The following is a 16314-nucleotide window of genomic DNA, read 5'->3' as shown; positions in this document are numbered from 1 at the left end:
GATCTTCAGGATTGCCGTTGCCAGCAGCGAATGGTTCGATCCCAGCTACTGCTATAAAGCTGATCGCCTTGGGGGTTGAAGACGAGGCCAGAAATTGTGTCATGGTGGCCCGTGAGCGTGGCGATCGCCTTCCCGGTGGCAATATTCCAAATCATGATCGTTTTATCCCAACCCCCGGTGGCGAGATGGAGATTATCGGGGCTGAAGGCCAGGGTGGTAATGCGGAGGGAATGGCCCACTAAGGTGAGGGGAGGCTGATCCCTGGCGAGATTCCACACTTGGGCGATGGTGTTGTAGCCTCCAGCCGCGAGATATTGGCCATTGCGGCTAAATTCCAGGTTTAAAACCCCCCCATTGCTTTTGATCGAGCGTTTAATTTTGCCATGGGCGTAATCCCGCAGGCGGATGTGGGGTTCAAGGCCACCACTGGCAAAGAGGGCAGCGGTGGCACAGGGGGCGATCGCACTCACATCCGCCCCATAGCCTTTCAGGGTTTTGAGCAGGCGGGGGGGCTGGGTTTGCCAAATTTTGACGGTGCGATCGCGGCTGCCGGTGACAAAATACGCCCCATCTTGGCTAAAAGTCCCACTTAACAGGGGTTGCTCATGGGCCTGGATGGTTGTCAACAGTTCCCCCTTGGTCATCTGCCACAATTTCACCGTGCCGTCGCTGCTAAAACTGGCGAGGATCTCCCCTTGGGGATGCCAAGCAACCTGAACCACATCGCGACGATGGCCCCTCAAAGTCTGCTCCCGGCTGCCGGTTGCCGCATTCCACACCCAAACCTCACCACCACTCAACCCTCCGGCTAGGGCCTGGCCGGTGGGATCGAGGGCCAGGGCCATGATCGGCTCAGGGGTGGTGAACGGTGGGCGAGCTTGCCAAAGGAGGCTGGGGTTTGTTGAAGGGGGCGAGGGTTCCGAGGGGGCTTGATCAGCTTGAGCCGCCTTGAGTTCAGCGGCGCGGCGAAAGTCCGCCATGGCGCGATTTTGAAACCCCAGTTTTTCATTCAAGAAGGCCCGGCATTGATAGGCCCTTTGATCATCTGGGTTGAGGTGAATGGCTTGGGTGAGGTGGGCGATCGCCCCTTCATCCTCCCCCTTTTGGATCGCCGCCATCGCCAAATCGTAGTAAAAGTTGGGATCAATGGGTTGGCTGGAAACTTTGGTGGAGCGAGTTGGGGCCGGCTCAGGGGTTGGTGGCGCGTTTCCCTGGGCTTTAATCCATTCGTAGGCCGCATTAATTTCCTGAAACCGACTGGCCGCAGTTTGTTGTTGGCCAGGATCGGTGCTAAAGCGATCGGGATGCCATTGTTTGGCCAAACAGCGATAGGCCTGCTTCACCTGTGCCGCTGTCGCATCGGGAGGCAGACCCAAAACGCGATAATACAATTCGCCTCGATTCATGCAGCTTAAAAAATGGATCACCCTCGATTTTAAACCAGGGCTTGAGTGGGGCGAAAAATTTTTCGCCCCTACGGGAAAAACCCGGTTTTATGGGGTTGGGGTGGTTAGGGGAACATCGGTAAAAAGAGCGTTACGAAGTAGTAGACGAAGGGGGCGGTAAAGACATAACTATCGGTACGGTCTAAAATGCCCCCATGGCCGGGGATCAGTTGGCTGGAATCCTTCATCCCTGCATCCCGTTTCATCATCGATTCCGTTAAATCCCCCGCTAAACTAACACAACCAATCAATAACCCCAAAATGATGCCCGTCGTGGCCCAACTGTGCCAATGGAGGCCCCAAGCCCCTGCTAACCCCACAACGGTACTGCCGAAAATGCCAAAGGCTGCCCCCTCCACAGTTTTCTTCGGGCTAATGGGGGAAAGTTTCGTGCGGCCAAAAAATTTGCCCATCAAATAGGCCCCAATATCCGCCGCCCAAATGCAGGCAAAGGCCAAAACCGTAATCGTTAACGCCGGGGAGAGGCGATCAGGATGGGTGGCTAGTTCCCACCAGGAGGGCTGGGCCAGTTGTAGGGCGGGGGTGTGGTCAGGGTCAGCGGCGATTAAAATGCCTGAGGGAAAATCTAGCCCCACCCGCAACCGAATCCAATAGGTAGGCAGCCAACCGCCGTAAAACAGGCCGAGGATCGAGGTGGCCATATCGGCAATGGTGGCAATTTTGGGTTGAAACAAGAGATAACAAAAAATCAGGATGCCGCTGATGGGGGAAAAGGCATCGGTGAAGGCAGGGGCGATAGTTGCAATAATCAGCAGTAATTGGGATAACACCAATGTGGTTTTGGCGGCTGGCTCAATGCCTTTGGCCCGCACGAGGTTGAAGTATTCCCGTTGACCCAGGTAAACAATCACCATGAAACCAGCGGTAAAATACCAGCCACCGGCCAAAATCATCGTTAAGGCGGCACCCAGGGCCACAATTGCACTCACGACACGAGACCAAGGCATAGGACAGTTGGGGGTTGAATGTAAGAATTAGGTTAAAGAAATCTTATCAGAACTTTAAGGGGCGCGAAGCTTAAAACTTAAGGTAGTAGATTAATTGGGCTACTAAATCCGGGTTGAGGTTGAGGCGGTTTTGAAGGGCGGCGAGATTGGGGTAGGGGCCATGGCGATCGCGCTCCCCCACGAACTTTGCGACTAACTCCGCATTTAAAACTGGGATTTGCGCCAGTTGTTCCGGGGTGGCGGTGTTGGCGTTGAGTTGGATCGGGGCGATGAGGCTGGCGGGATCGCGGTAGGTGAAGCGGAGTAATGGGGCGTAGGGTTCCAAACGGGCCAGGGGCAGGGTGAGGGCTGCTGCTAGATCCTCCAAACAGAGGAACTGCACGCCGTTGGCGGTGAGGGCGACGAGGGCGCGGGCTTGGTGAATGGAAATCCCCGGTAGGCGGAGCCAATCGTCAACGCTGGCGGTGTTGGCATCGAGGGTTAAGCCCAGTTCAGCGGCGATCGCCACCTCTAGGGGGGATTTCAACCGAGCATAGGGGTTTTGGGCTAATCTGGTGCGGATCGCCCGTTGTTGGGGGGTGAGGCTTTGCCCCCATTGCTGAAGTTGTTGCCACCACTGTGCCATGGGTTAGGAGCGTTGGAAGCGGAGAATTTCAATGGATTGGGCGGTGAGGAAAATGCCTAGGAAAATATAGCTGGCAAACACAAATAAGCTACTACTATCAAAAACCCCTTGGACTAAATTTTCGTAATGTTTAATTAAAGAAATATGGGCGATCGCCCCCTCATAGGGTTGTCCCAACTGTCGCCCGACTAAATCCATAATCGCCAACAATAACACCAGGGCAAAAGTGAGGATGGCGGCAATAATATTGCTCTGGGTGAGGGAAGAAAGAAACATTCCCAAGGAGAGCAACGCCGCCGCCAAGAGGATTAAACCCACATGGGCCACTAAGGGGACAGCGGGAGGCACTGGGGGGTCAGCGGCCGCAAAGGCCACCAATTCCAACACCAACATGGGCATCAAGAGCGTGATATAAAACATCAACACACCGAGCAATTTCCCCAGGGCCACCGCCCAATTGGTGAGGGGGGAAGTGGCCAGGAGTTCTAATGTGCCGTTTTTGCGCTCTTCGGCATAGAGGCCCATGGAAAGGAGCGGAACAATAAACGAGGTAAGGGAACCGATGATCCCCAAATAGCGCAGCAGGAAAATATAGGCCACATCTACCGGCGGCATGGGAATACCGGACTGTTCACCAATGGCCACCTCTTGAATAATCCCATTGGGACTGAGGAGCAAATAGACAAAGACAATCCCCGACAGCAGCCAAAACAACCCCGCCACCACATAGGCCAAAGGGGAGAGGAAATAACTTTGCAGTTCTTTGCGAAAGATGGCGAGAATATTAGCGAGTAAGGTCATGATCTACTCAAATTAATTGCTATGGGTAGCAGGGAATCTCAAGGGTCTACGATTAATTCAGGGTCATCAGCATCGACCTTATCAATGGTGCTGTCCACCATCGGCAAAGGCTCTTCCTCGGTGGTTAACTCTAAGAACACATCCTCTAGGGTGGGGCGGGTGCGGCGCATTTCATGGAGTTGACAACCGGATTTAATAATCGCATTGGCGATCGCACTCCCCGGTTCCGTTTCCCCATGGCAGGTAATCTGTAAACGGGTGCGGGCCGAATCGGGGATGTCCTCCACCTGTACCTCCCGCACCCCAGAAATCGCCATCAATTTTTGTGTCAGCAATGGACTCATACCGCCAATTTCCACCGCATAACCGAGGCGGCCGATCAACTCCTCCATGAGGGTATCCGGGGCATCGGTGGCAACAATCCGACCATGGTTGATAATCGCGACGCGATCGCAGGTCATGCTCACTTCCGGTAGGATGTGCGTCGAAAGGATAATCGTATGATTTCCCGCTAAACCCTTGATTAAATTGCGCACCTCCATAATTTGGCGGGGATCGAGGCCCACCGTCGGCTCATCGAGAATAATCACCGGGGGATTGTGAACGATGGCCTGGGCTAAACCCACCCGTTGGCGAAACCCCTTGGAAAGTCGGCCGATCAGCGTTTGGGTTTCCGTTTCCAGATTGCATTGTTGAATGGCAAGATCCACCTGTTTGCGGCGATCGCCCGCATTCACCCCCTTAATCCGCGCCACAAAATGGAGATAACCCAACACGGTCATCTCGTTATAAAGGGGGGGATTTTCCGGGAGATAACCAATGCGTTGGCGCACCGCCATCGATTGGGTATGGACATCAAAGCCCGCCACCCTTGCCGTGCCGGAACTGGCGGGAAGATAGCCCGATAAAATCCGCATTGTCGTCGTCTTCCCTGCCCCATTGGGCCCCAAAAAGCCCAAAATTTCCCCCGGCTCCACGGTAAAAAACACATCCTCAATGGCGGGATGGGGGCCATAACTCTTACTCAGATGTTCCACTTCAATCATGGGGGCAACCTCCGGAGCATTTCAACAGGCGGATCACCCGGGATAAAGGGATCATTGTGCTCAAATGTTCAACTTCAATCATCAGGGCAACTTCCAAAGGATGGTGACTCACGACGCGCCCCCCTGCATTTTTAATTGGTTTAACTCCGCTTCGAGGCGGGCTTCTCGCTCCAAACGGTTAAACTTCGCCTCTGAAGTATTGTCCGCTAATTCCACCACCGCCTCCTCCGTCAAAAGCTGCGCCTCCACCCGGTCAAACATTGCCCAAGGGCTATCCTCTGTGGCTGATAATAATTCCTGAAGGCGACGGCTGGCCTGGGCGGACTGAAGACGAGCCATGATCATTTCCTGTTTAATCCAGGCTTGGGCATAGCGGCTTTCGAGGGTTTGTAAATCCTGCTTGAGCTTGGCGATCGCCCCCCCCTGCTCCTGGAGTTGGGATCGTAAAAAGGCTGCCGTTTCCTGATAGGTATGGCGACGGTGGAGAGCGGCCCGGGCCGTAGGCTCATCCTGAGCGGCGATCGCCCCTTGGGCCCGTTGGTAGCAATCCGCCGCCGCCGCTTCGTTTTGGAGGGCTTGGCGTTCAGTGCGCTTGTGGGTGGCGATCGCCATCGCCACCCCTTGGCGCAGCGTCGTCAACTCCTCCTGCATCTGAGTGATCATCTGCATCAACCGTTGCGCCGGATCCTCCGTCGCCGTGATCCAATGATTGACATTGGCTTCCACCAATCGCCAGGCTCTTTTCCAGACAGTCATCGCTTGTTCAGTGAATAACGCTAAACCGATCCTAATCCCCTTAGTCGGGGCCTTGGTGGACTTCCCCCACAAGGCCCCGACTTTGCAGCGCATTCGCCAACCGTTGGGCATCCGCCGCATTATCAAAGGCCCCCATTTGAATCCGAATGCCCTGGGGAAATTGCCGCACATAGGCATCAGGAATTGCTCCCCGCGCTTCCCGAAGGGAAGCCTCACCATCGTAACCCACCAACACATAATAGTAGGGATCATTACTGGGGGGCGCAGTGGCCACATTGGGGATGGTTTCCCTGGGGGGGGCTGCGGGGGTGGGGGAGGGTTCTGGGGCGGGAATAGGAGAATTGGGATCAGGCAAAAGCGCTGATGTGAGATCGGAAGGCCGTCCAGGGATGGCGGGACTAGGGGCCGGCGCTGGCTCACCCGCTTCCGGTTCGGGGGCGGGCAATGCCGAAGTTGTGGGGGTTTCCTCGGTAGCAAGATCGGGGCCATCCAGATTCAAGGGCGCACCATTGGCATCCAACTCCCTAGAGGACGAGGGGGACTCAGTGGGGGCGAGGGGCGTTTCACTGATGGGTTCTGGTGCGAAGGGATCAGGGCCATAAAACGCCCAACCAAGGAGGGCTACAGTCAGCACGCCCAACCCCATCGCCCCTAGAGCTAAGGGGCTTAAGCCCCGTTTTTTCGCAGATTTGGCCGCCGGAGTCCCTGGCGAATCATCCTGCTTGAGGGTATTGAGGAGTTGCTCTGAGGATTGGAGATAGGTTTGGGGACTTTGACCCTCGGCGGGGGGGCGAGGGGGCTGGGTATAGTTGGCAATGTCGTGATCCTGACTGGGGGCAGGGATAGGGGCAGGGGCAGCAATGGCCACCGCTGTTGTTGTCGCAGCGGGTTCATGTTGTTGCCGCTGGCGGCGATAGCGGGCTAGCTCACGATCCACATCCACATCCAGGCAACCGAGGGCCGCTTCAAGGGTGGGATGTAGCGTAACGGGTTTGGGGTCTTGGCTCATGGGGGTTCAAAAATCCAAAATAGGGCCAAACAGGGAGGGAAATCTTAACCCCAGGATACAACGGGATCTGGGTTTCCCGTTGGGGTTATGGGTTAATCCTCTAGGGCTACCATTTGGCAAATCAGTGTTAGCTCTGGGGTTTGGGCATTGAGAATCTCGCAGGTGCTCAAGCCAAAAATACCATCGGGGAGGAGGGCATAGGCGGCTTGAAAGCGGGCGATCGCCCTTTCCGTTTCCTGGCCTAAATAACCATCCAGGGGGCCGCCATAAAAATCAAGATCCTGAAGCAGTTTTTGCAAGGCCAACACATCCAAACCCCTCAACTGGGAACGCAGAAGACGCTCAAACCGAATCGGTTGAGAAAAATCGAGGTGGGAGAGGGAAAAACTGGGTTGTGCTGGGTTGTTCCGGGGTGCAGAGCGGGGTAAATCTTGGCTGAATTGGGTCAGGGGGGCAAAGGGGGAGCGGGGCGGTTGGAGGGGGGTTGTCCTGGCCGGAACCGATGGGGAGCGGTTCGCGGCAGGTGATTGGGGAGTTGCTCGCGGGGAGCTACTGCGGCTAGGGCGGGCAAGGGGAGCCGCCCCCGTCATCAAAAGCGTTAACTCATTACTAGCTTCCGGAGCATCATCGCCATTGATGCCAGGGGTTGTGGTTTGGGGGTCTGATCCTGAAGCAGGGTTCGGAAAATCGAGGGGAATTTCCACCACTGCGGTTCCCGACTGTGCCTCTGGATCCATAGAATCGATCAGTTCTGGATCGGCGGGATCAGCGGGATCAGCGGTTTCGCCCTCATCCTCAGGATCTTCAGCAGCTTCTGGAGATGGGCGAGCCGTCGGCCGAGGGGAAGCAGTGGGTACAGGGGAATTTTCTTCCCGCAAGACTAAATCCGTCGTCAGTTCAACAATGGCTAAAATTGGCAATCCTACCCCGATCAACACCGTGGCAAAGGTGGCAAACCGCACCTCTTTAATTTGCTTTTTAAAAAGTAAAAACAGTAGAAACCCAAAGGTTAAAACCGATAGAAGAATTAACCCCGTGTAGTAAGGGACGGCGGGGTTTTCCGAGGGGGCGGCGGGTTCGTAACGGGGTTGAAGGGTTTCTTCAAGTCGAGCTTGCGATCGCAACCCCAAAGAATTGCCCGGTAGAGATGGTAATAAGTCAAGGAATGGATTGACCATGCGTATAGCTGTGATGGGCGACGAATGGACGACAAGGGAAAGGGTTTTGAGCAAGGGGAGCCGCCGATTAATTCTATCGCAATAATGAGGATCTCCCCTTCACTCCCCACTTCCCACTCCCCACTCCCCCAATGCCTGATCAATCTGCCCATAAAGCTCCGCCAATGTTCCGGTATTGTGCAAAACCTGATCGGCGGCAGCGATCTTTGCCGCTAAGGGCATTTGCTGATTGATCCGGGCTTGGGCTTGAGCCGTGGTGAGGCGATCGCGCTCTATCAATCGCTGTTGTTGTTGTGCCGGATCGCAGGTTACGACCCAAATTTCGCTGACGAGATCGGTCATGTTCGCTTCAAATAAGAGGGGGATCATTAAAATCACCCTGGGTTGATCAGTCCAGGTGGTGAGGGTTTGGGCGAGGCGATCGCCTACCACGGGATGAATTTCCCCCTCCAACCAGCGCAGTTCCGCAGGATCGCTAAACACAATCTCCCCCAATTTTCGGCGGTTAATTTCGCCATCCGGTAATAGGATCTCGTGACCGTACCTATCTCGCACCCGTTCCCACACCGGACTTCCCACCATTACCGCCTGCCGCGCCGCCTGATCCGCATCAAACACCGGCAGGCCGTAGCGATTAGCTAAATAATCCGCCACCGTACTCTTCCCCGTACTAATGCCCCCCGTCAACCCAATGCGCCGCTGCATGATTTCTCCTCTCATCGAACCTATAGTGCTAGACAGAATCATCAGGAAAAGTTCGTAATGCGGATTTCAGTCCGCTCCCCCGTGGCTTTAAAGATTATTGATCCGGCACACTACCGCAAATCGGCATGGGGAGGGCGAAAGATTTTTCGCCCCTACAAGGGTGAGCCGATTCCTTGGCCGCTAAACGGTTAGGATAACTATAAATTGCGTTTCCCCTGCGGCCATGACTCTGCAATCCTCCTCTGAACCCCGTTGGCAAACCATTCTCCGTCTGTTGCGCTGGGATAAACCCGCCGGTCGCCTGATTTTAATGATTCCCGCCCTTTGGGCCGTCTTTCTCGCTGCGAAGGGCCTGCCCCCCTGGCCCCTGGTGGGGGTGATTATTCTCGGCAGTTTAGCCACCAGTGCTGCCGGTTGTGTCGCTAATGACCTTTGGGATCGCGATATTGACCCCCAAGTGGAGCGCACCCAAGCCCGTCCCCTCGCGGCCCGGAGTTTATCGATTCAAACCGGGATCGCCGTTGGGATTGTCGCCCTGGCCTGTGCGGCGGGTTTGGCGTTTTACCTCAAACCCCTCAGTTTCTGGCTGGCGGTGGCGGCTGTGCCGGTGATTTTGCTCTATCCGGCGGCGAAACGGGTGTTTCCCGTGCCGCAATTGGTGCTGGCTATAGCTTGGGGGTTTGCGGTGTTGATCAGTTGGACGGCGGTGACGGGGAGCTTAACCCTGGGGACAGGATTGTTATGGGGAGCGGTGGTGTTGTGGACGTTGGGCTTTGATACGGTCTATGCGATGAGCGATCGCCCCGATGATGCCCGCATTGGCATCCAGTCCAGTGCCTTGTTTTTTGGCTCCTTTGCCCCCCATGCGGTGGGGCTGTTCTTCCTCGGCACGGCGGCCTGTTTAGCGGTGATGGCGGTGGTGATCTCCCTCTATGGCAGTTTTTGGGTGAGTTGGGCGATCGCCCTCCTCCTCTGGGGCAATCAAACCCGCCTGCTCTTCAATCCCGACCTCCCCCGCGCCTGTTATGGCCAAATCTTTAGCCAAAACGTGGCGATCGGCTTCATCCTTTTAGCGGGAATGATTACCGGCGTACTGTGGAGTTAGCTTATTCCCGATACCGCACAATCTCCGGCGTGAGCGCCTCAAGGGTCGTCCCCGGATAATAAAACTGAAGAATCCGGGCATAATTCCAACCCTGTTGAGAGAGGGTGTAGGCACTGTATTGACTTAAGCCCACGGCATGGCCAAACCCTCCCCCCACAAAGCGGTAGCCGGTGAGTTCTCCCTGGCCATTGAGGATCGGATCGAGATAAAACAATGTGCTACGGGGCGGCCCTAAAGCACTGCGGGCTTCGGTTTTGCGCAGTTCAATCAGGCCCTTATCGGTGGTAATCGCTAAAATGCGAATCCGGCCCGAGGGCGATCGCTCCGTCACCGCCATGCGAATAATCCGCCCCACCGGATTCAAGGGGTGTTTAATGCGATCTAGATAGCGGTTGAGGTCGGCGGTGAGTTCGGGTAACGTGCTGCTGCGTTCCCAACGGAATACAGAACTATTCGCCCCATTAAACCCTTGCCTTTGATTCAAAAATGCCCGGATTGCCGGTTCCGTATTGAGGGGATTTTGGGCTAAATCCCAAGGGGGGGCGATCGCATCCACCCGCGCCTGAAGATAGGGCCGGGGCGCACCATCCCAAATGTCCTCAAATTGCGCCGTCACCCCACCACTATGGGCAGAATAGAGGGCATCCACTAACTCATTATCGTAGGTAAGCACCTGGCCCGCCGTTGCTTGAATCGCCCGATCCGCCGTTGCCACCGTCCCCGTCAACCCCTTATAAACCTGACAATGCACCGTCGCGCAGAGTTCATAGTTATCCGCCCGAAAGCGGCGCGTATTCCGCAGGGCATAGGTACGGGCGATCACCGTCTGCGCCTGTACCGCCGTATAGGGGGCTTGGGGGCCAATCTCATGGGGAACCACCCCCCGCAAATAGGTTTCAATATCCACCTCATTCACTAAGGTAAAATCCCCATAGGCATTGGGCTGGACGTGCATCCGACCGCCATAAAGAATCGTGCCTTGAGCATCTTGAACTTGAATGCGGTTACTGGGGGTCGTTATCGCCAATTCAGTACGGTTGTAGCGAAAGTTGCCCACTTGGAAGGAAACAATGGGCGTAGTTTGTAACAGTTCACTGTGGAGATAAGGCCCCGTTTCCCCCGCCTCCTCAAGGCTTTCTAACAGTTTGCGTCGCAACATGGGTGTAGCATACACATCCCTTTTCGCCCAAACTTGCCAGCGGCCCGGCTGGGTGACTTCCACCTCAATGCCCCGACTCGCCCAGCGTTTGGCGTGGTCTTCAGCGGTTTCAAACGTGGCATGATCCCCCAAAACCACCCATTCCTGTAAAACCGGATTGCTTTGAGGCTGGGGGCGAATCTCAAGGGTGACAGTGGCGGCGGTGACGGTGGTGGGCTGGCCGCGGCCATCTTTGAATTGGAGCGTGAGGGGGCGATTATCCGCGCTGCTGAGGGTGAGACGCTCCACACTAGCCTGCCCATCGATCTGGCCATCCCCAAACCGTTGCACAATGCCGACGGAAATTTCCGTGACAGCGATGGCCGGGGGAGCAATACCCAGCAGCAAGGTCGGCAACAGGAGGAGGGCAGCGGGTCGAAGCATAGGAATGAGGATTGAGGATTGAGGATTGAGGAGAGAGAATTGAGGGGTGACAAGCAAGCTGAATCCATCGCTCTCTTCTCTTTTCTCTCTCCTTCCCCCTAGAGTACAACATCAGAAAAACAGTGGTCAGCATCCGAAAGATGCAAACCACTGCCAATCTATCCATCCCAAACTTTTGCATGGGGGGAACGATCAAGTTGGAAATTGAACCTACTCCACCATTTCCGGAAGGATATCGGGATCCATTTCATCCCAGCTTCCCCCCACACTAATGGGTGTGTTTTCGATGGTGGCATCGGTAATGACAATATCGGTTAATGTTGCTCCTGCTAATTGCACATCGCTGAGGGTGGCGGCGGTGAAGTTAACGCCTTCGAGAACAGCACTATTAAGGATCGTGGCGTGGAGCGTGGCATGGGAGAGATTCGTATCGGTCAGTTCGGCATCGGTGAGCATCGTTAGCGTCAAGTTTGCACCTGTTAAATCTGCGCCGGTTAAATCTGCCCCTTCTAAATTTGCGCCGGTCAAATTCGCATCGGTCAAATCCGCATCGCGTAAATCTGCCCCGATCAAGTGCAACCCGGTGAGATCCGCACCGGATAAATCACAACCTGGGCAAGCACGGGTCTCCGTCAAGGTTTCCAGATTCTGAGCCGTTTCCGCTAGTCCTGGCGCTGCCAGCCCTAAAACGGTGGCTAAAGTGATCATAGATGCAATGTTTAAGTAACGCATACGTTCCTCCCAATGACTTCTGTCCTCAACACCCAGAAGAACCACTCAAGGTCTGCCCACATCCACAGTAAAATCTGACGGTAAAAAGGATTGATTAAATCACTATGACGCTCAGGTTTAATCAACACAAGTGCTGGGCAAGAATAACCTTGCTGAGACCTTTGAACTGCTCTTCCTGCTTTCTATAATAGCAATGGATTGGGGCAGTTAAATCTATCGATAGGCTGAAGTCGCGTAACTCTTACTGAAACGTTGCATAACTTAATGATCACGAGAAAATCTGTCTCACATAGGGAGGAAAGAGGATAGAGCAGAGAGGATAGAGTGAAGGTGTATGCTCCTCCCCTCCTCACCCCTCATTTGGGAGATTGACTTTCTTGTCAATTTATGCAGGATCGGTTGCGATCGCCTCCGGATCTATAAAGATCAATTAATATATCGGTCAGCGATCGCAAATTGTCAGAATCAGGGGTTGTCTTTTCGCCCATTTTATGATTTCCCTTTGAGGCTCCTTAATGGGGGCGGAGCATTAACAGTTCTTCCGGCTTGGCGAGGAGGTGGATTTGCAATTGGGCGATCGCCCCTTGGGGATTGAGATCAATTTCCCAAGCCACGCTCAGGTTAAACCAAGGGGAGCAGGCTTTGCCCCGAAGGTAATAGTGGCTTTCCCCCTGGGGTTGAATTTGCTCAAGGGTAAAGGTCATGCCGGGGGCTTCTTTTTGCAGGTAGCGGGCGATCGCCCTTGGCCCCGTAATCGCGGTTTCAAAGGGGGGGATCAGTTGACCGCTGGGGGCAAAGCAGGCCGCCGCCGCATCGTAATCTTCAGCATTGAGGGCGGTGAAATAGAGAGCAATCACCTCCGGTTGCGTTGCTGATGTCAGCGCTGCCCTAGGGGTAAAAACCATAAGGAGTCTCCCAAAAATGGAATAGCAAAGGGGGCAAGGTGTTGCCCTGCCCCCCAAAAAGTAAAGGATGTGGACTTTAGAAGGGATCAGCCCCAACAAACCTAGGCAAAGGGATCAAAGCCCATCGGCGCAACCACATTGCGGAAGACCGTGATTTGTTGGTTAAACTCCAGGTTTTCCAATGCCTTAAAGGCTCGCAGGGCATCAGGACTCATGATGTAGGCATCGGGGACAGGAATCACCGTTCCCTCCACCATCAATTCACTCAAAACAAACCAGAAGGCCAGTTTAGTATTGGTGCTGAGGATACCGTAGGCCCGACTGATGGGATTGTTGACACGATTGACAAGGTTGCGCATCGCCGTCATTTGTTGCTCACGGCTCATGGCTTTGAACTCATCGAGCAGCCCTTGGGCGAATTCGAGACGAGCGGCTCCGGGGGCGGCGGGGGTCATGGAGCGACCCAATTGCTTATAGGCAAACCACAGGAGAGCAAGTTGGTCATCGGCACCGAGGCGTTTAATTTGCTCAGTGGTGGTCGCAACTGCATTGGCCAATTCAGGAAGAGTGGCTTGGCGTGAAATGGAGTAAGTCATGGCGATTCCTCTTGGCTTTTCTTCAGATTGCTCACAAGACAGCGACTGGTTAGCTTGGCTTGCTTACCCCCCATTATGCAAACTTTTCCAACGAAGTGCAAATAAATATTAAAAATGTATGACATTAACTAGACAAAATTTATCTGATATGCATTGTGACATTGATCACGGTCAATCGGGCTTCATCACCCTAAGGGCCATTAGTAGCACGCTTGCCAGTTGACTGCCCAGTTGGCTAGGGCCGCCTTCCCAGGGGTTCCGGGAAACCGCTAATCTGGGAAGTCCAGAACCTGAGCTTCCCCCATGAATCCCCGCCACCTTGCCCTGATCACCCTCCAACAAATCGATCGCCACGGAGCCTATACCGATATTGCCCTTGACCGCACCCTGGGCAAAACCCCCGACCTGCCGAAGAGCGATCGCGGCCTTGTGACTGAACTCGTCTACGGTGTAGTTCGTCGTCAACGCACCCTCAACGCCATCATTGACCATCTCGGCACAAAACCCGCCCAAGCCCAACCGCCCCTATTGCGCACGATCCTGCAATTGGGCCTCTACCAACTCCGCTACCTCGACCACATCCCCCCCTCTGCTGCTGTGGATACAAGCGTTGAACTGGCGAAAACCAACGGCCAAGGGCGCTTAACAAAAGTGGTGAATGGCCTATTGCGCAACTATCTCCGCCAAACGGAAGCGGGGACAGACCCCCTGACGCTTCCCGATGATCCGATCCAACGCTTGGCGATCACCGCCAGCTTTCCCGATTGGATGGTGGGGCAATGGTGGGGGGAATTGGGGGAAGAGGAGGCGATCGCCCTTTGTGATTGGTTTAATCAGGCTCCGGTGATTGATCTGCGGGTGAATCCCCTCAAATCTGACCCCGCCACCGTTCAAGCTGCTTTATCAGAATCGGGAGTGAAAGCCCAAACTGTTCCCGCCTTGCCCCGCGCCCTGCGGTTGCCCGGTTCGGTGGGGGCAATTCCCAAGCTGCCCGGTTTTCGGCGGGGTTGGTGGACGGTGCAGGATAGGAGCGCTCAATGGGGGGGGGCGTTGCTCGATCCGCAACCGGGGGAGACGATTATCGATGCCTGCGCGGCCCCAGGGGGGAAAACGACGGATATTGCGGAACGGATGGAGGATGCGGGGACGGTAATCGCCTGCGATCGCACTCCCCACCGCCTCGAAAAAGTCAGCCAAAACGCCCAACGGTTAGGATTAACCTGTATTGAAACCCACTTAGGGGATAGTGCGACCCGTGGCGATTTTGTGGGCTGGGCGGATCGCCTCCTCCTCGATGTCCCCTGTTCCGGCTTGGGAACGCTCCACCGCCATCCTGATATTCGGTGGCGACAAACCCCCGATAATATTGCCCAACTCACGCAACTACAAAAGGAATTATTAGCCAATACTGCTCGCTGGCTTAAGCCCGGTGGCCGGTTAGTCTATGCCACCTGTACCCTCAACCCGCCGGAAAATGAGGACATTATTCAAGATTTTTTAAGCCATCATGCGGATTGGCAGATCAGCCCCCCTGGCCCTGAATTTTCCTCCTTTGCCAGTCCGGAGGGTTGGGTCAAAATTTGGCCCCAGCGGGCGCAGATGGATGGCTTTTTTATGGTGGCTCTCATCGCTCCCGCCTAAACTGGGAAGGTATAGGGTTGGCAGGATGTTGATGGATCCAAAATGGCGGCGGTTACTGATTGGCGAATTAAGTTGGGCGCGGTTGGGGCGATCGCTCCTCTTCATTTACACATTTTTCGCCCTCTATGTCTTTTTCATGGCGGATCGGATGATGTTCGTCCCTCAACCCGTCAGTTATGAACTAACCCCCGATATGATGGCGATCGCCACCCCCAACGCCCAAATCATCCGGGCCATTCACCGCCCTAACCCTGAGGCTACCCATACGATTCTCTATTCCCACGGCAATGCCGAAGATTTGGGGGACATTGCCCCGATTTTGGACATTATTTACAACGCCGGGTTTAGCGTCTTTGCCTACGATTATCGCGGCTATGGCCAGAGCGAAGGCCGTCCTTCCGAAACCAACGCCTATGAAGACATTGAAGCCGCCTATCAACATTTGATCGCCGTCGAGCAGATCCCACCAGAGCAAATTATTTTATTAGGGCGATCCATCGGGGGCGGCCCCTCGGTGGAGTTAGCCACCCGTTACCCTGTGGGGGGCCTCATCCTCGAAAGCACCTTCACCCAAGCCTTTCGCACCGTCGTTCCTTTCCCCCTGCTCCCCTTTGATAAATTTCGTAACATCGCCAAAATTGATCAGGTGAAGGCCCCGATCCTGATCATCCATGGCACAGCGGATGAGGCGATCGCCTTCAGCCATGGCCAACAACTCTATGAGGCAGCCCCCGAACCGAAGCGATCGCTCTGGGTAGAAGGGGCCGGCCATAATGATCTAGTCTGGGTTGCTGGGGAAAAATACCCGGAAACCCTCCAAGCCTTTAGCCAATTGTTAACCGCCCAGGATTAATTTTTGTAAAGAAAGTTTGACATCTGCCTATAAATCCAAGCCCTTCTGCGTAGAGAAACAGTAGCACCTTTTACGTGGGCGTGGTCATGTCGAGTTCTTCCCCCAGCAATACCCCCAGTTTGCCCCACTGCACTGCTTGCCCCAAATGTGGCAAATTCACCATCGTTGCAGAAGGCCATCAACTCTACGTCTGCCTTGCCTGTGGTGAAAAAAAGAGTACCGCCCCCAAAAAACCCAAAGACCCCCCCGTGTTTGGTGTAACCTTCATCATTATCGGCATTGTCCTCTTTCTCAACTTTCTCCACCACACCGAAAACCCTCACCCTCACCCCCAACCCCCCACCAACAGCCAAACCCCCTAACATCC

The 16314-nt window shown here is 54.9% G+C and carries 17 protein-coding genes; 4 read left to right on the top strand and 13 right to left on the bottom strand.

The genetic code is table 11. The annotated features are described in order from the left end of the window. Nucleotides 1–5: 5 nt before the first annotated feature. The 9 genes from VB712_RS12080 to coaE all read right to left on the bottom strand — a co-directional run bounded on the left by VB712_RS12080 (nucleotide 6) and on the right by coaE (nucleotide 8533). The gene (locus tag VB712_RS12080; RefSeq protein ID WP_323255000.1) at nucleotides 6–1406 is read right to left on the bottom strand and encodes a DnaJ domain-containing protein; all 1401 of its coding nucleotides are present in this window, start codon (nucleotides 1404–1406) and stop codon (nucleotides 6–8) included. A 104-nt stretch (nucleotides 1407–1510) separates the two neighbouring features. Then, nucleotides 1511–2413, bottom strand: a complete 903-nt coding sequence (locus VB712_RS12075; RefSeq protein ID WP_323254998.1) for a phosphatidate cytidylyltransferase — start codon at nucleotides 2411–2413, stop codon at nucleotides 1511–1513. Between the two features lie 70 nt (nucleotides 2414–2483). Further along, nucleotides 2484–3038: a helix-hairpin-helix domain-containing protein gene (locus tag VB712_RS12070; RefSeq protein WP_323254996.1), complete on the bottom strand. Its 555-nt coding sequence runs from the start codon at nucleotides 3036–3038 to the stop codon at nucleotides 2484–2486. A 3-nt stretch (nucleotides 3039–3041) separates the two neighbouring features. Next, nucleotides 3042–3842: an ABC transporter permease gene (locus VB712_RS12065; RefSeq protein WP_416236333.1), complete on the bottom strand. Its 801-nt coding sequence runs from the start codon at nucleotides 3840–3842 to the stop codon at nucleotides 3042–3044. 35 nt (nucleotides 3843–3877) lie between these two features. Continuing rightward, complete coding sequence (locus VB712_RS12060) at nucleotides 3878–4885, bottom strand: ABC transporter ATP-binding protein (protein WP_323254992.1); 1008 nt, start codon at nucleotides 4883–4885, stop codon at nucleotides 3878–3880. A 108-nt stretch (nucleotides 4886–4993) separates the two neighbouring features. Further along, nucleotides 4994–5641 carry a PspA/IM30 family protein gene (locus VB712_RS12055; protein ID WP_323254990.1) on the bottom strand — a complete coding sequence of 216 codons (648 nt, stop codon included), beginning with the start codon at nucleotides 5639–5641 and terminating at the stop codon, nucleotides 4994–4996. Nucleotides 5642–5681: 40 nt separating this feature from the next. Next, the gene (locus tag VB712_RS12050) at nucleotides 5682–6650 is read right to left on the bottom strand and encodes a hypothetical protein (protein ID WP_323254988.1); all 969 of its coding nucleotides are present in this window, start codon (nucleotides 6648–6650) and stop codon (nucleotides 5682–5684) included. 92 nt (nucleotides 6651–6742) lie between these two features. After that, complete coding sequence (locus VB712_RS12045) at nucleotides 6743–7828, bottom strand: peptidoglycan-binding domain-containing protein (protein ID WP_323254986.1); 1086 nt, start codon at nucleotides 7826–7828, stop codon at nucleotides 6743–6745. A gap of 99 nt (nucleotides 7829–7927) precedes the next feature. Continuing rightward, a complete protein-coding gene (gene coaE / locus VB712_RS12040) occupies nucleotides 7928–8533 on the bottom strand; it encodes a dephospho-CoA kinase (RefSeq protein WP_323254984.1) in 606 nt (201 codons plus the stop codon). 223 nt (nucleotides 8534–8756) lie between these two features. Between coaE and VB712_RS12035 the strand changes: the two genes are divergently transcribed. Next, nucleotides 8757–9638, top strand: a complete 882-nt coding sequence (locus VB712_RS12035; RefSeq protein ID WP_323254982.1) for a 4-hydroxybenzoate solanesyltransferase — start codon at nucleotides 8757–8759, stop codon at nucleotides 9636–9638. Nucleotide 9639: 1 nt separating this feature from the next. Here VB712_RS12035 and VB712_RS12030 read toward each other — a convergent pair whose 3' ends face one another. The 4 genes from VB712_RS12030 to VB712_RS12015 all read right to left on the bottom strand — a co-directional run bounded on the left by VB712_RS12030 (nucleotide 9640) and on the right by VB712_RS12015 (nucleotide 13453). Further along, a complete protein-coding gene (locus tag VB712_RS12030) occupies nucleotides 9640–11220 on the bottom strand; it encodes a SpoIID/LytB domain-containing protein (RefSeq protein ID WP_323254980.1) in 1581 nt (526 codons plus the stop codon). Nucleotides 11221–11430: 210 nt separating this feature from the next. Beyond that, nucleotides 11431–11928, bottom strand: a complete 498-nt coding sequence (locus tag VB712_RS12025) for a pentapeptide repeat-containing protein (protein ID WP_323254978.1) — start codon at nucleotides 11926–11928, stop codon at nucleotides 11431–11433. A gap of 536 nt (nucleotides 11929–12464) precedes the next feature. Continuing rightward, entirely contained in the window at nucleotides 12465–12857 is a 393-nt protein-coding gene (locus VB712_RS12020) for a nuclear transport factor 2 family protein (RefSeq protein WP_323254976.1), read from the bottom strand. Nucleotides 12858–12958: 101 nt separating this feature from the next. Then, the gene (locus VB712_RS12015) at nucleotides 12959–13453 is read right to left on the bottom strand and encodes an orange carotenoid protein N-terminal domain-containing protein (RefSeq protein WP_323254975.1); all 495 of its coding nucleotides are present in this window, start codon (nucleotides 13451–13453) and stop codon (nucleotides 12959–12961) included. A gap of 303 nt (nucleotides 13454–13756) precedes the next feature. Here VB712_RS12015 and VB712_RS12010 point away from each other — a divergent pair, with 303 nt between their 5' ends. The 3 genes from VB712_RS12010 to VB712_RS12000 all read left to right on the top strand — a co-directional run bounded on the left by VB712_RS12010 (nucleotide 13757) and on the right by VB712_RS12000 (nucleotide 16309). Beyond that, entirely contained in the window at nucleotides 13757–15094 is a 1338-nt protein-coding gene (locus VB712_RS12010; RefSeq protein WP_323254973.1) for a 16S rRNA (cytosine(967)-C(5))-methyltransferase, read from the top strand. Nucleotides 15095–15119: 25 nt separating this feature from the next. Continuing rightward, on the top strand, nucleotides 15120–15947 hold the full coding sequence (locus VB712_RS12005) for an alpha/beta hydrolase (RefSeq protein ID WP_323254971.1): 828 nt from the start codon (nucleotides 15120–15122) through the stop codon (nucleotides 15945–15947). Between the two features lie 86 nt (nucleotides 15948–16033). Further along, a complete protein-coding gene (locus tag VB712_RS12000) occupies nucleotides 16034–16309 on the top strand; it encodes a hypothetical protein (RefSeq protein WP_323254969.1) in 276 nt (91 codons plus the stop codon). The last annotated feature ends 5 nt before the right edge of the window (nucleotides 16310–16314 follow it).

The sequence above is a fragment of the Spirulina sp. CCNP1310 genome, from assembly GCF_034932185.1.
Taxonomy (GTDB): domain Bacteria; phylum Cyanobacteriota; class Cyanobacteriia; order Cyanobacteriales; family Spirulinaceae; genus Spirulina.
Note: the sequence above shows the minus strand (reverse complement) of the source record. Positions and strands in the feature narration are given on the sequence as shown.